This window comes from Streptomyces sp. H39-S7, from assembly GCF_027158205.1.
GTDB lineage: Bacteria > Actinomycetota > Actinomycetes > Streptomycetales > Streptomycetaceae > Actinacidiphila.
On record NZ_JAPVLU010000008.1, the window covers coordinates 178,269 to 191,114 of the forward strand.

The 12,846-nt window shown below is 72.0% G+C and carries 11 protein-coding genes; 7 read left to right on the top strand and 4 right to left on the bottom strand.

The window, feature by feature from the left end; genetic code table 11:
• Positions 1-20 precede the first annotated feature (20 nt).
• Together O3X23_RS10165 and O3X23_RS10170 are read left to right on the top strand one after the other, a co-directional pair.
• The gene (locus tag O3X23_RS10165; RefSeq protein WP_269270929.1) at positions 21-233 is read left to right on the top strand and encodes a hypothetical protein; all 213 of its coding nucleotides are present in this window, start codon (positions 21-23) and stop codon (positions 231-233) included.
• 168 nt (positions 234-401) lie between these two features.
• Entirely contained in the window at positions 402-647 is a 246-nt protein-coding gene (locus O3X23_RS10170; protein ID WP_269270930.1) for a hypothetical protein, read from the top strand.
• 132 nt (positions 648-779) lie between these two features.
• Here O3X23_RS10170 and O3X23_RS10175 read toward each other — a convergent pair whose 3' ends face one another.
• Complete coding sequence (locus tag O3X23_RS10175) at positions 780-1,616, bottom strand: SMP-30/gluconolactonase/LRE family protein (RefSeq protein ID WP_269270931.1); 837 nt, start codon at positions 1,614-1,616, stop codon at positions 780-782.
• A 143-nt stretch (positions 1,617-1,759) separates the two neighbouring features.
• On the opposite strand from O3X23_RS10175, the gene O3X23_RS10180 reads away from it, so the two are divergent.
• The 3 genes from O3X23_RS10180 (at position 1,760) to O3X23_RS43940 (ending at position 6,784) form a co-directional block, all read left to right on the top strand.
• Positions 1,760-2,317: a hypothetical protein gene (locus O3X23_RS10180; protein ID WP_269270932.1), complete on the top strand. Its 558-nt coding sequence runs from the start codon at positions 1,760-1,762 to the stop codon at positions 2,315-2,317.
• 152 nt (positions 2,318-2,469) lie between these two features.
• A complete protein-coding gene (locus O3X23_RS10185; RefSeq protein WP_269270933.1) occupies positions 2,470-3,108 on the top strand; it encodes a DedA family protein in 639 nt (212 codons plus the stop codon).
• A gap of 163 nt (positions 3,109-3,271) precedes the next feature.
• Positions 3,272-6,784, top strand: a complete 3,513-nt coding sequence (locus O3X23_RS43940; RefSeq protein ID WP_443047810.1) for a discoidin domain-containing protein — start codon at positions 3,272-3,274, stop codon at positions 6,782-6,784.
• A 54-nt stretch (positions 6,785-6,838) separates the two neighbouring features.
• Here O3X23_RS43940 and O3X23_RS10200 read toward each other — a convergent pair whose 3' ends face one another.
• On the bottom strand, positions 6,839-7,537 hold the full coding sequence (locus tag O3X23_RS10200) for an RraA family protein (RefSeq protein ID WP_269270934.1): 699 nt from the start codon (positions 7,535-7,537) through the stop codon (positions 6,839-6,841).
• Between the two features lie 219 nt (positions 7,538-7,756).
• On the opposite strand from O3X23_RS10200, the gene O3X23_RS10205 reads away from it, so the two are divergent.
• Together O3X23_RS10205 and O3X23_RS10210 are read left to right on the top strand one after the other, a co-directional pair.
• A complete protein-coding gene (locus O3X23_RS10205; protein WP_269270935.1) occupies positions 7,757-8,047 on the top strand; it encodes a hypothetical protein in 291 nt (96 codons plus the stop codon).
• A gap of 30 nt (positions 8,048-8,077) precedes the next feature.
• Positions 8,078-9,265, top strand: coding sequence for a glutathionylspermidine synthase family protein (locus O3X23_RS10210; RefSeq protein ID WP_269270936.1), 1,188 nt, complete (start codon positions 8,078-8,080; stop codon positions 9,263-9,265).
• Here O3X23_RS10210 and O3X23_RS10215 read toward each other — a convergent pair.
• Positions 9,255-10,724 carry a rhamnulokinase gene (locus tag O3X23_RS10215; RefSeq protein ID WP_269270937.1) on the bottom strand — a complete coding sequence of 490 codons (1,470 nt, stop codon included), beginning with the start codon at positions 10,722-10,724 and terminating at the stop codon, positions 9,255-9,257. The two genes, O3X23_RS10210 and O3X23_RS10215, sit on opposite strands and share 11 nt — an antisense overlap.
• Before the next feature lie 36 nt (positions 10,725-10,760).
• The gene (locus O3X23_RS10220) at positions 10,761-12,806 is read right to left on the bottom strand and encodes a bifunctional aldolase/short-chain dehydrogenase (protein ID WP_269270938.1); all 2,046 of its coding nucleotides are present in this window, start codon (positions 12,804-12,806) and stop codon (positions 10,761-10,763) included.
• Between the last annotated feature and the right edge of the window lie 40 nt (positions 12,807-12,846).

A 12,846-nucleotide genomic window follows, 5' to 3' on the forward strand; every position in this document is an offset into this window, starting at 1 on the left:
GCCGGGCCTACAACAGAGACATGAGGACAGACGAGCTACCCGACGGATACGGCAGGGTGAGCATCGAGGCGGCCGACGAAGCCACGGTCGCCGTGATCGAGGAACTGCTGCGCCTGCACTTCCCCGCGGGTCCCGCGGTGCGCTACAGCGAACACCACGCCGTCACGGAGCCGCACCGCACGCTCCACCACCTCACCCTGACCCTGGACATCCGGCCCTCCCCACAGCCCTGACCAGGGGTTCGACGACCAAGGGGGCCCGCACGCCACTCAGCGCCGGAGCCGCCTTCCGGGCGCGGGGCGGCATCGGGCGGGACGGCCGTCCGGACTCCGGGGAGGCTCCGCCAGGATCGGCTGGACGCCGTGTGCGGGTTATGCGGCACATGAGCGCACACTGGGGCTATGTCCCTACCCGCAACGCACCAATGCCGTACGTGTTCCACCGACGCCACCGACGGAACGACGCTGCACGAGGACCTTGTCGTGGGAGCGCCGCTGTCCATGGAAGCACTCGACGAGGCGCAGCGCCTGGATCGGTTCGCCCGCAAGTACGCCCACGACGGCTGCCGGGTGACCGAGGTTCGGCAGGTCCCTTCCAGCAGCACCAGCGGTTACGCGTGGTCCGTCCGCTTTGTCGACCACGCCTGAGAAAAGCTCCGGGTCGGCACCCTGGCACGACCGGCCCCCGCATGGCTTCTTCGACGTCATGCCGGCTGTCGGTCGTGCTGGACGCGGGCGCGCGGGCACCTGTCGTGCCGGCCGCGCGTCCGCCCGCCACCGTCACGGCCAACCGGCCCCCGGCACCTCCACCTCGATGCTGAGCACCTGACCGCTGCCGGGAGCCACCAGCTCGGACATGCCCCGCCACTCCGCCGTCACCACGAACAGCGTCGTGCCGTCCTGCCCGCCGAGCGCGCACGCGAATCCGCCCCGGTCCAGCTCGACGACCCGTGACACCTCGCCGCCTTCGGCGACGCGTACGCATCGCCGGTTGGGCACGTCGGCGTACCAGACGGCGCCCTGGGCGTCGGTGCAGATGCCGTCGGGGGCTCCCTCGCCGAGGCCGGCCCAGACCCGCCGCCCGGACAGCCCCCCGTCCGCGCCGATGTCGAAGGCCACCAGGCTGTGACGGTAGGAGTCCGCGACGATCAGGGTGGAGTTGTCGGGCGTCACCGCCATCCCGTTGGGGAACGTGATGTCGTCGGCCACTTGGCGTACCGACCCGTCCGCCGTCACCAGGAACACGAATCCGGGCCTGACCTCCTCACCGGCCATCGGGTCGAAGCCGGCCCGGTTGACGTAGGCGTTGCCGCGGCCGTCCACCACGATGTCGTTCCATCCCGGCATGCCCAGCTCCGCGTGGACCACCAGGGACCGATCCGGCTCCCGGCGCAGCAACAGCCCGTCGGGGGACGAGACGATCAGCAGCCTCCCGTCCGGGAGCAGGGCGGTGCACAGCGGCAGGGACTTCACCCGCGCGATGACCTCGGTGCCACCCCGGGCGTCCAGAGCGACGACCTCGCCCGCGGTCCAGTCGGAGAAGTACAAGCGGTCACCGTTCCAGCGCGGCGACTCGAGCAGCCCCCGCCCGGTGAGCAGCGTTCGAACCTCGTTCATCCGTCCCACAGCCCTTCTTCCGCGCCGACCATGCCGTCGGCTCCCACCTTGTCCCACCTTCCATACGAACGGGCCCCGGCCATATCGACGCTCCCGGACAAAGTCCGATGCGCTGCCCGCGTCACAGCCCGTAGCGTCGTGGCATGAGCGGTTTCGCGACGCACCGGCGGCGGGTCCTCGACGAGGGCCTGCCCGCGCGCGTCCGGCACACGAACCTGCGCTCGTGCCTGGAGCACTTCGCGCCCTACGGTTTCCGGGCCACCTACCACCACCTGAGCTGGAGCGCGCGGCTGCCGAAGGATCCGGGGCGGGATCCGGGGTCGCTCGTGCGGGCCGTCGAGGAACTGCACCTGGCCCGGCAGCTCTGGCTCGCCGACGAGGCCGCCTACGCTTCCCGGCGGCGGCGCGAGAAGGCGCGGGGCATGCGGCAGCCGGTCGACGACGGCGGCTGGCGGGGTGGCCGGCCCGGGCCGGGGGTCCTCGTCCGGTGCCCCGACCCGACGCGTCATCCCACCGCGCCGCTCCCCGTCGTGGTCGAACGCGTCCTGCGCTCCTCGGTGCCGTCCGACGACGCCCGTGTCCCGGCGTGCCGGGTGTGCGGAGCGGGGAGCGACACCGTCGAGTGGCACGACGGGGGCTACTGGGTGCATCAGCTCTGCGCCGGCTGCGGGGCCGGTCTGGCGGTGGGACGCGCCTCGTAGACCGGCTACGGAGGGTTATCCGAGGTCGGCCGGAGATCGGCCCCGCAGGGCCCTCGCCGGGCCGACCCCCGCCCGCCCGGGTACCTTCGAGATGTGTTCAGCTCCCCTGCAGGACGACACGCGGATGTGTGGCGCCATCCAGCGGGGACGCCATGAGCTGGGACCTCCTGGCGGTCGACCCGACGAGCGGGGCCTCACTGCTCGCGGCCTTCGGCGCGCTGGCCGTCCTGGTGGTGGTCTTCGCCGAATCGGGCCTGCTGGTCGTCGGTTTCTTCCTGCCCGGGGACACCCTCCTCTTCCCCGCCGGAGTGCTCTGCGCCGGCGGCGGCGACTCGGGACCGCACCTGTCCCTGTGGCAGGTGCTCCTCTGCGCCGCCGTCGGGTCGGTCGCCGGCGCGCAGGTCGGCTTTCTCCTGGGGCGGCACGGTGGCCGTGCGGCGCTGGCGCGCAGCCGGAGCGAACGGCTGAAGTCGGCGGTGTCCCGCTCGGACGAGCTGCTGCGCCGCTACGGATACCGCAAGGTGATCGTGATCGGCCGCTTCATCCCCCTGGTCCGGACGGTGCTGAGCCCTCTGGCGGGCGCACTGAAGGTACCGGTGCGCACCTTCACCCTCTGGCAGATCGTCGGGGGCCTGGTCTGGTCGCAGAGCCTCGTGCTGGCCGGGTACTGGCTGGGGAACGCGGTGCCGGGCATCGAGCGCTATCTGCTGCTCATCGTCGCGCTGATCGTCGCCGTCTCGCTCCTCCCCCTGCTGTTCGAGGCCCGAGGACGACGTTCCCGGTCCCGGTAGCGCCGAGGCGCCGAGGGGCGCACGCGGGGTCTGTCCCATCTGTTGACAGTGTTCGGACATTGGAAGAAACTCCCTGCGGGAGAGCGCTCTCCAGCACCTTTGGCGTCACTATCCGAACGCACGAAGCAAGCCGCGCATCACACCCCACCTCACGGAGATGTGCATGAGCCTCCTGTCTCTCCTCCTCCACCACCTCGCCCGGCGCCGACGGCTGATCGCGGTGGTCCTCGCGGCGGTCCTCGCGACCGGCGGCGCACTCGGCGCCATGAACGTCACCGCGAACGCGGCCACCATCCTGCTGTCGCAGGGCAAGCCCGCGACCGCGTCCTCGACGGAGAACGCGGGGAACCCGGCCTCGGCGGCGGTCGACGGCGACGCCGGAACCCGCTGGTCGAGCGCCGCCGCCGACCCGCAGTGGCTCCAGGTCGACCTCGGCTCCCCGCAGGACATCACCCAGGTCTCCCTCACCTGGGAAGCCGCCTACGCCACGGCGTTCACCATCCAGGTCTCCGCCAACGGCACCGCCTGGACCAACGCCTACTCCACCACCACGGGCACCGGCGGCCGTCAGGCGCTCGACGTGACCGCCTCCGGGCGCTACGTCCGGGTGTACGGGACGGCCAGGGCCACCGGCTACGGCTACTCCCTGTGGGAGTTCCAGGTCTACGGGGCCGGCGGTACCCAGCCCCCCGGCACCTGCGGCACCGGCAACGCCGCCCTGAACCGTCCGGTGACCGCCTCCTCGGCCGAGAACGGCGGCACCCCGGCCTCCGCGGCGGTCGACGGAAGCACCGCGACCCGCTGGTCGAGCGCCGCCGCCGACCCGCAGTGGCTCCAGGTCGACCTCGGCTCCGCGCAGGACATCTGCCAGGTCTCCCTGAGCTGGGAGACGGCGTACGCCACCGCCTTCCAGATCCAGGTCTCGCCCACCGGCACCGGCAACTGGACCACCGTCCACACCACCACGGCCGGCGCGGGCGGAACGCAGAACCTCACCGTCAGCGGCAACGGCCGCTACGTCCGGGTGTACGGCACCGCGCGCGCCACCGCGTACGGCTACTCCCTGTGGGAGTTCGCGGTCCACACCGGCGGACCCGGCGACCCCGGCGACCCGGGCGGCGGCGCCGTCATCTCCGCGTACCAGCAGGTCTCGGCCTCCTCATGGGAAGGCGCGAACGCTCCCGCGGCAGCGCTGGACGGGCGCACCAACACCCGCTGGTCGAGCCTGTCCACCGACAACCAGTGGCTGCAGGTGGACCTCGGCGGCCGGGCCACGATCAGCGGCCTGGCGCTGAACTGGGAGTCCGCCTACGCCACGGGCTACCACGTCGACGTGTCCGACGACGCCTCCACCTGGACGCCCCTCCACAGCACCGCCGGCGGCAGGGGCGGCGTCGAGAACCTCACCGTCACCGGCAAGGGCCGCTACGTCCGGCTGACCGGAACCGCCCGCGCCACCGGCTACGGCTACTCGCTGTGGGAGTTCCAGGTCCTCGGTACCCTCGACACGTCCACCGCCACCCCGCCCATGCTCTCCGGACCCACCAGGGCTCCCGCCACGCTGAACCAGTTCGCCCTGGCGGCGCCCGCGGACCGGGCCATGATCACGAACACCCGCCGGCCGGCGCTGTCCTGGGCCGGCGTCGCGGGGACCGCCCGCTACGAGGTCTGGCTCAACATCAGCCGCACCGACTACGACTTCGCGGCCTCCGGCAACCTGCTCGACCTCTACACCAAGGTCGCCGAACCCACCGGCACGGCCTACACCCCGACGTGGGACATCCGCGACCGGTGGACCTACCGGTGGTTCGTCGTCGCGGTGAACGGATCCGGCGCACGCACCACCTCCGACATCCGCACCTTCAGCGTCTACCTGCCCGACATCGAGACGGTGAACGACGGCGTCGCCGTCGTCAACGGCGCCCGGGACCTCAACAAGAACGGCACCATCGAGCCGTACGAGGACTGGCGGCGGCCGATCGAGACCAGGACCGCCGACCTCCTGGGCCGGATGACCCTGGAGGAGAAGGCTTTCCAGATGTTCTACAACGTCCAGTCCTACCCGATGTCGGGCTGGCACTTCGGCCCGGCCCAACCCGCCGACCTGCACAACGTGCTGCTCTCCACGGCGGCCACCCGGCTGGGCATCCCGCCGGTGTCCGCGGGCGACACCACCGCCGGCTACCAGACCACGTACCCGCTGCAGAGCGCGATGGCCGCGAACAGGGACTACCCGCTCGACTACAAGCTGGGCGACATGCAGCGCAAGGAGGAGCTGGAGGTCGGCGCCCGCGGCACCCTCTCACCGCTCGCCGAGGTCGGCACCAAGGTGCTCTACCCGCGCATCCAGGAGGGCGGCGGCGAGAACGCCGACGTCGCGGCGGCGCAACTCCGGGCACAGGTCGCCGGGCTCCAGGGCGGCCCCGAACTCAACCCCGGCTCCGTCCTCGCCACCGTCAAGCACTGGCCCGGCGAAGGCGCCGGCGGCGAGGCCGGCATCGTCTACGACGCGGTGACCATCAAGTACCACATGATCCCGTTCCGGGCCGCGATCGAAGCCGGAGCCGTCAACATCATGCCGGGGTACGCGGGCAGCTCCTACCTCGACCCGGGCGGTCCCGGCGCCGGTGACAGCGCGAAGATCCTCGACTACCTGCGGCAGAACATCGGTTACACCGGTCTGATCACCACGGACTGGCTGCCGTCCGGCGCCTGGGTGAACGCGGCCAACGCCGGTTCCGACGTGATGGGCGGCGCCGACCCGGGCGCCCCCGGGTTCACGATGGCAGGCTTCGAGTCGCAGGTGCCGCTCGCCCGCATCGACGACGCGGTCACCCGCGTCCTGCGGCTGAAGTTCCAACTCGGCATCTTCGACCACCCCTACGGCGACCCGGTCAACGGCCCCTACCGGTTCCACCAGCCCGCCTACACCGCTCTCGCCAACCAGGCGGCGCGCGAATCCAACACCCTGCTCAAGAACAACGGCGTACTCCCGGTCAAGCTCAACGCGGGGGACAACATCGTCGTCGCCGGTGCCCGCGCCACCGACGGCGCGGCGTGCTGCATCTGGTCGAGCTACTTCCACCCGGACTACGGCTCGCTCACTCCGCTGCAAGCCGTCAAGGCCCGCGCCGCCAAGGCAGGAGTCAACGTCTACCAGGACACCGGCCCCTCCCCCAAGCTCGCCGTCGTGGCCGTGGGAGAGCCGTCCTACACCCACGCCACCTCCTGGGTGAACACCCAGCCCTACCTGCCGCCGGACCAACTCGCCATCATCCAGAACTTCAAGAACCAGGGGATTCCGGTGGTGGTCGTCCTGACCCTGCCCCGGCCGATCGTGATCAGCGACTGGAACGGTCTGGCGGACGCCATCGTGGTGACCTACCGCGGTGGTGAGGAGACCGGACCCGCGACGGCCAGTCTGCTCTTCGGGGACTACACCCCCCGGGGCAAGCTGCCGTGGCAACTTCCCCGGAGCCTGGACCAGGTGCTCAAGCCCGGCGGCACCGACACGGTCGCGGACGCGAACGAGAAATGGGACCTGCCCTACGACCTCGGCGCCACGGATGCCCAACGCGCCGAGATCCGCGCGAAGATCGACGCCGGGCAACCGGTACCGACCACGTACGGCAACCCGCTCTACCCCTACGGCGCCGGCCTGACCGGCTGGAACTGACCCGCACGGACCGGTGACGGCCGCACCGCGGCAAGCGGTGCGGCCGTCACCGCCCTACTCCTCGATGGCACCGCCGGTCCGCCGCAGGTGCTGACGGAAGGTGAGTGAGGGATCGGCGGCGCGGCGTGCCAGGTAGTCGTCGAAGGACGTCTGCCGGCGGAGCGTCTCGCCCGCCCGGATCCGGCGGGCTTGCTCCCGTTCGGTCTGCCGGATGGCGTGCGCCGTCGCCAGCACCTCCTCGGCACGGTCGGCGGCGACGAACAGCACGCCGTCGGCGTCGCCGAACACGAGGTCGGCGTCACTGACCACATGCGGCCCGAACCGGGCGGTGGTCAGCGCCTCCGGCTCCCGCTCGTCCAACCGCACCGGTCCGGGCGGGTAGTTGCCGTAGCTGAACACCGGCAGCCCGATCTCGACCAGCTCCGGGGTGTCGCGGTGCAGTCCCCACACCACCAGCCCCGCCAGCCCCGCCGCCCCGGCCTCCAGCACCGCGAGGTCACCGACACACGCCTCGTCCGACCGCCCGCCGTTGTCGATGACCAGCACGTCACCCTCCTCGGCCCGGCCGAACGCCTCCAGGAAGACATCCACACTGCCGTAGTGCCGCACCGGCAGGGCCCGTCCCGCGACCCGGTGACCCGGGACGACGGACCCGATCCCCGGGGGCGCGACACGCAGGGGCACACCGGCCCGGACGCAGGCATCGGCCATCAACGGCGTGGACAGGTCGGCGAAAGCCAGGTTCGCGGTCATACGCCGGACCTTACTGCGGCGCGCTGATGCGGAACAACAACGGTGCGGCGGCGGAACCCGGGTAGGTGCGTGGTGCACCGGATGTCTAAAGTGGAACGTTCGGTGAACGAAGCAGGAGGTAGATCGCGTGCGCGCCACACCACCCAGTGGGCCTCGAAGCACGAGCCGAGGACCCGCCCCCTCCCGGCCCGCGGGCCGGCCCTCTCCGGGACGGCAGCGATGACGGCCGACCGGCGGCGGCTGCGCTCGGGCACGGTGGTGCTGGGCAGCATGGGTCTGCTGGCGGTGAGCCTCGTCTCGTGCTCGTCCTCGTCGGATCCCGACAAGCGGTGTGTGAACCCGACGACGTACAGGACGCTGGACGACAAGGACTGCCGCGACGGCGGTTCGGGCAGGTACTACTACGGCGGCTCCGTCCACAACGGCACCGTCTCCGGGGGCGGCTTCGACAAGTCGTCGGTCAAGCGGGGCGGTATCGGTCATGGCGGCTCCGACTCCGGCGGCGGCTGAGCCGGTGCGCGGCACCATCGCGGGCCGTCGATGAGACGCCACACCGTCGCCCCGCGTCCCGGCTGGCAGGCCATCGTCGAACAGCAGGGTGTCGTCTACCCCCTGACCCGGTACCCGGACGGTTCGCTGCGTCCGTACTGGGACGAGAGCGCCTACTACTCCTTCACGCTGCCCGAGGTCGAAGCGCTCGAGGACGTCGTGGAGGAGCTGCACCGGCTCTGCCTCGACGCGGCGGCATACATCGTCGATCACGACCGCTTCGCCGATCTCGGCATCACCGACCGCCGGCTGTCCGGGCTGATCGCCGAGTCCTGGCGCCGCCGCGCGGAACTGCCCTCTCTGTACGGGCGGTTCGACCTGCGGTACGGCGGGGTGGACGGCGGTCCCGCCAAGCTGCTGGAGTACAACGCCGACACTCCCACCTCGCTGGTCGAGGCGGCGAGCGCCCAGTGGTTCTGGATGGAGGACCGGTTTCCGGCCGCCGACCAGTGGAACTCACTGCACGAACGGCTGATCGCCGCCTGGAAGCGGCAGGCACCGCTCCTCGCGCCCGGCCCGGTGCACTTCGTCCACTCGGAGGCCGACGAGCTGGGCGAGGACCTGATGACGGTCGCCTATCTGCGCGAGACCGCCGAGCAGGCGGGCCTCGCGACCGAGGCGCTGTCCGTCGAGCGGATCGGGTGGGACGAGTTGACGGGACGGTTCGTGGACGAGCGGCTGGGGTTCATCCGCAGCTGCTTCAAGCTCTATCCGTGGGAGTGGCTGGTGGCCGACGACTTCGGCCCGCACGTCCTGGACACGCTGGACAACGGCGGCGGGACCGGCACGACCTGCTGGATCGAACCGGCCTGGAAGATGCTGCTGTCGAACAAGGCGCTGCTGGCGATCCTGTGGGAGCTGAACCCCGGCCATCCGAACCTGCTGCCCGCGTACCTGGACGGGCCACGCGAGCTCGCCGCCGGCCCGGGGTACGTGGTGAAGCCGCTGCTGGGCCGCGAGGGCGCGGGGGTCACGCTGCATGAGCCCGGCGCCCCGCCGGCCGTACCCGTCGAGGCGTCCTGCTACCAGGAGCTGGCGCCGCTGCCCGACTTCGACGGCAACCGCGTCGTGCTGGGCGCGTGGGTGGTGGAGGACGAGGCCGCCGGTCTCGGCATCCGTGAGTCGGCGGGGCCCGTCACGGACGAGTACGCACGCTTCGTACCGCACGTCATCGAGTGAGGGCCGGTACGGCCGCCGCCTCGTTCCAGGGGGTGCGGTCGGGGGTCGGCTCGTAGCGGCGCAGGGGCTGGGTGGCGCGCAGCAGGGAGCGGATGGCCGGGAGGCCGCCGCCGATCACCTTCGCGGCGCGTGCCTGCACCAGGATGTTGCCCAGTGCCGCCGCCTCGGCGGGGCCGGCCACGACCGGCAGGCCGCAGGCGTCCGCGGTCAGTTGGCAGAGCAGTTCGTTGCGGGCGCCGCCGCCGACGATGTGGACGACGTCGACGTGCCGTCCCGACAGGCGTTGGGCGTCCTCGATCGCCGCGCGGTGCGCCAGCGCGAGGGAGTCCAGGACGCAGCGCACCGTCTCCGCGGGTTCGCGCGGGGCGGGGGCGCCGGCCCGGCGGCAGGCTTCGGCGATGCGCGCCGGCATGTCGTGCGGGGCGAGGAAGGCCGGGTCGGCGGCGTCCACGACGGAGCGCAGCGGCGGTGCCTGCGCCGCTCCGGCCAGCAGGCGGCCCAGGTCGTGCTCGAGGCCGGCGGCCTTCCAGGAGCGGAGGCATTCCTGCAGCAGCCACAGGCCCATGATGTTGCGCAGGTAGCGGACGGTGCCGTCCACGCCCAGTTCGTTGGTGAAGTTCGCGGCGCGCGAGTCCTCGGTCAGGACGGGCGCGTCCAGTTCCACGCCGGCCAGGGACCAGGTGCCGCAGGAGATGTACGCGAAGCGATCGGTGTCCGCGGGCACGGCGGCGACCGCCGACGCGGTGTCGTGCGAGCCGACCGTCACCACCGGGACGGGCCCGCGCAGTCCGGTCGCCTCCAGGACCTCCGGCAGCAGCTCCCCCGCCGGGTCCCCGGGCCTGCGCAGGGGCGGGAAGAGCGACAGGTCGATGCCCAGCCGCCCGGCCGGCGCGTGGGCCCAGTCGCCGGTGCGCGGGTCCAGGAGCTGGGTGGTGGAGGCGTTGGTCAGCTCCGTGCCCGCCGTGCCGGTGAGCCAGTACGACATCAGGTCGGGCATCAGCAGCAGTCGGGCGGCGGCGTCCAGTTGGGGTGTCCCCCGGGCCGCCGCCAGCTGGTAGATGGTGTTGAACGGCGCGTGCTGCACACCGGTGGCGGCGTAGAGCTCGGCCGGGGACACGGTCCGCCGGACGCGCTCGGGAACGCCTTCGGTCCGGGCGTCGCGGTAGTGGACGGGGTTTCCGAGCAGCGAACCGTCGGCAGCCAGCAGCCCGTAGTCCACGGCCCAGGTGTCGATGCCGACGGACGTCACCTGACCGGCCGTCCGCAGCCCCTCCAGGATCCCGCGGTACAGCGCCAGCACGTCCCAGTGCAGGGTGCCGCCGACGCGTACCGGGTCGTTGGGGAAGCGGTGCACCTCGTCCAGGCCGACCGACCGCGCGGTCACCCGGCCGACGATGACGCGCCCGCTGGAGGCGCCGAGGTCGACGGCGGCGAAGGCACGGGGGTCGCTCGGTGACATGGAGGGCCTCCCAGGAAGTGGATCGGAACGGGGTCGCTATCGCAGGAACGCGGCCGCCACTCCGGCGTCGACGGGGATGTGCAGTCCGGTCGTGTGGCTGAGGTCCCCGCCGGTCAGGGCGAAGACGGCGTTGGCCACGTGTTCCGGGAGCACCTCGCGCTTGAGGAGGGTGCGCTGGGCGTAGAACGCCCCGAGGTTCTCCTCGCTCACCCCGTACACCGCGGCGCGCTGGGCACCCCAGCCGGCTGCGAAGATCCCCGAGCCCTGGACCACCCCGTCGGGGTTGATGCCGTTGACGCGGATGCCGTGCTCCCCCAGCTCGGCGGCGAGCAGCCGTACCTGGTGGGCCTGGTCGGCCTTGGTGGCACCGTAGGCGATGTTGTTGGGGCCGGCGAAGACGCCGTTCTTGCTGGAGATGTAGACGATGTCACCGCCCAGTCCCTGCTGGATCATGATCCGGGCGGCCTCCCGCGAGGTGAGGAAGGATCCGCGCGCCATGATCGCGTGCTGCAGGTCCCAGTCCGCGGCGGTGGTCTCCAGCAGCGGCTTGGAGATGGAGATGCCGGCGTTGTTGACGACCAGGTCCACTCCGCCGAAGGCGAGGACGGCCGCGTCGAACGCCGCCCGGATCTGCTCCTCGGAGGTGACGTCCGCCGTCACCGCCACCGCGCGGTCCGCCCCGCCGATCTCCTCGACGACCGCGGCGGCGCTCGTCGCGTTGATGTCGGCCACCACCACGCACGCGCCCTCGGACGCGAGCCGGTGGGCGATCGCCCGGCCGATACCGGAGCCTGCGCCGGTCACCAGCGCGACGCGGGTCGCCAGGGGCTGCGCCGGGGGCATCCGGCGCAACTTCGCCTCCTCCAGGTCCCAGTACTCGATGCGGAACTTCTCGGATTCCTCGATCGGCAGGTACGACGAGACCGCCTCGGCGCCGCGCATCACGTTGATCGCGTTGCGGTAGAACTCCCCCGCGACGCGTGCGGTCTGCTTGTCCTTGCCGTAGGAGAACATCCCCACGCCGGGAACCAGGATGATCGCCGGGTCGGCGCCGCGCATCGCGGGCGAGTCGGCCGTGGCATGCCGCGCGTAGTAGGCGGCGTACTGCTCGCGGTACGCGGCGTGCAGCTGCCGCAGCCGCTCCACCGCTTCTTCGAGCGGGGTGTCGCCGGGCAGGTCCAGGACCAGCGGGCGCACCTTGGTGCGCAGGAAGTGGTCCGGACAGGAGGTACCGAGCGCGGCCAGCCGAGGGTGTTCGGCAGAGGCGAGGAAGTCCAGTACCGCCTCGGAGTCGTCGAAGTGGCCGATCTGCGGGCGGTCGGCGGAGGCGAGGGAGCGCAGTACCGGCGCCAGTGCGGCCGCTCTGGCCCCGCGCTCCGCCGGGGGCAGCGGCGCGAAGCCGGGCAGCGGCGGCCCGAACGGTTCGCCGCTGCCGCGCCGGTCGAGGAACGCGGCGGCGGTGCGGATGATGTCGAGCGAGTTCTGCTCGCACTCCTGGGAGGTCGCACCCCAGGCGGTGATGCCGTGGCCGCCGAGTACGCAGCCGATGGCCTGCGGGTTCGCGTCCTTGACGGCGGCAATGTCCAGGCCCAGTTGGAACCCCGGGCGCCGCCACGGCACCCACGCCACCCGGTCGCCGAAGCACTCCTTGGTCAGTGCCTCGCCGTCGGCCGAGCAGGCGAGCGCGATGCCGGAGTCCGGGTGCAGATGATCGACGTGCGCGGCGCCGACCAGGGCGTGCATCGCGGTGTCGATGGACGGCGCCGCCCCGCCCTTGCCGTGCAGGCAGTAGTCGAAGGCGGCCACCATCTCGTCCTCGCGGTCGACGCCCGGGTAGACGTCCACGAGGGCGCGCAGCCGGTCGAGCCGCAGCGCCGCGAGCCCGGACGCCTGCAACGTCCCCAGGTCGCCTCCCGAACCCTTGACCCACAGCAGCTCGGTGTCGTGCCCGCTCACCGGGTCGGTGGCGGTGCCCTTGGCCGACGTGTTGCCGCCGGCGTAGTTGGTGTTGCGGGGGTCGGCGCCCAGTCGGTGGCTGCGGGCCAGCAGCTCCGCCGCCTGCGGGTGCAGTTCTGCGGTCATCGTGGAATCCCTTGCGCATGCGAGTGGGGAGCGGAATTAC

What these genes read in the sequence shown, in the direction of transcription:
- O3X23_RS10200 (WP_269270934.1), bottom strand. Translation starts at nt 7,537, where the DNA reads ATGACCGCGAACCTGGCTTTCGCCGACCTGTCCACGCCGTTGATGGCC.
- O3X23_RS10205 (WP_269270935.1), top strand. Translation starts at nt 7,757, where the DNA reads ATGACGGCCGACCGGCGGCGGCTGCGCTCGGGCACGGTGGTGCTGGGC.
- O3X23_RS10185 (WP_269270933.1), top strand. Translation starts at nt 2,470, where the DNA reads ATGAGCTGGGACCTCCTGGCGGTCGACCCGACGAGCGGGGCCTCACTG.
- O3X23_RS10170 (WP_269270930.1), top strand. Translation starts at nt 402, where the DNA reads ATGTCCCTACCCGCAACGCACCAATGCCGTACGTGTTCCACCGACGCC.
- O3X23_RS10210 (WP_269270936.1), top strand. Translation starts at nt 8,078, where the DNA reads ATGAGACGCCACACCGTCGCCCCGCGTCCCGGCTGGCAGGCCATCGTC.
- O3X23_RS10220 (WP_269270938.1), bottom strand. Translation starts at nt 12,806, where the DNA reads ATGACCGCAGAACTGCACCCGCAGGCGGCGGAGCTGCTGGCCCGCAGC.
- O3X23_RS10180 (WP_269270932.1), top strand. Translation starts at nt 1,760, where the DNA reads ATGAGCGGTTTCGCGACGCACCGGCGGCGGGTCCTCGACGAGGGCCTG.
- O3X23_RS10175 (WP_269270931.1), bottom strand. Translation starts at nt 1,616, where the DNA reads ATGAACGAGGTTCGAACGCTGCTCACCGGGCGGGGGCTGCTCGAGTCG.
- O3X23_RS10215 (WP_269270937.1), bottom strand. Translation starts at nt 10,724, where the DNA reads ATGTCACCGAGCGACCCCCGTGCCTTCGCCGCCGTCGACCTCGGCGCC.
- O3X23_RS43940 (WP_443047810.1), top strand. Translation starts at nt 3,272, where the DNA reads ATGAGCCTCCTGTCTCTCCTCCTCCACCACCTCGCCCGGCGCCGACGG.
- O3X23_RS10165 (WP_269270929.1), top strand. Translation starts at nt 21, where the DNA reads ATGAGGACAGACGAGCTACCCGACGGATACGGCAGGGTGAGCATCGAG.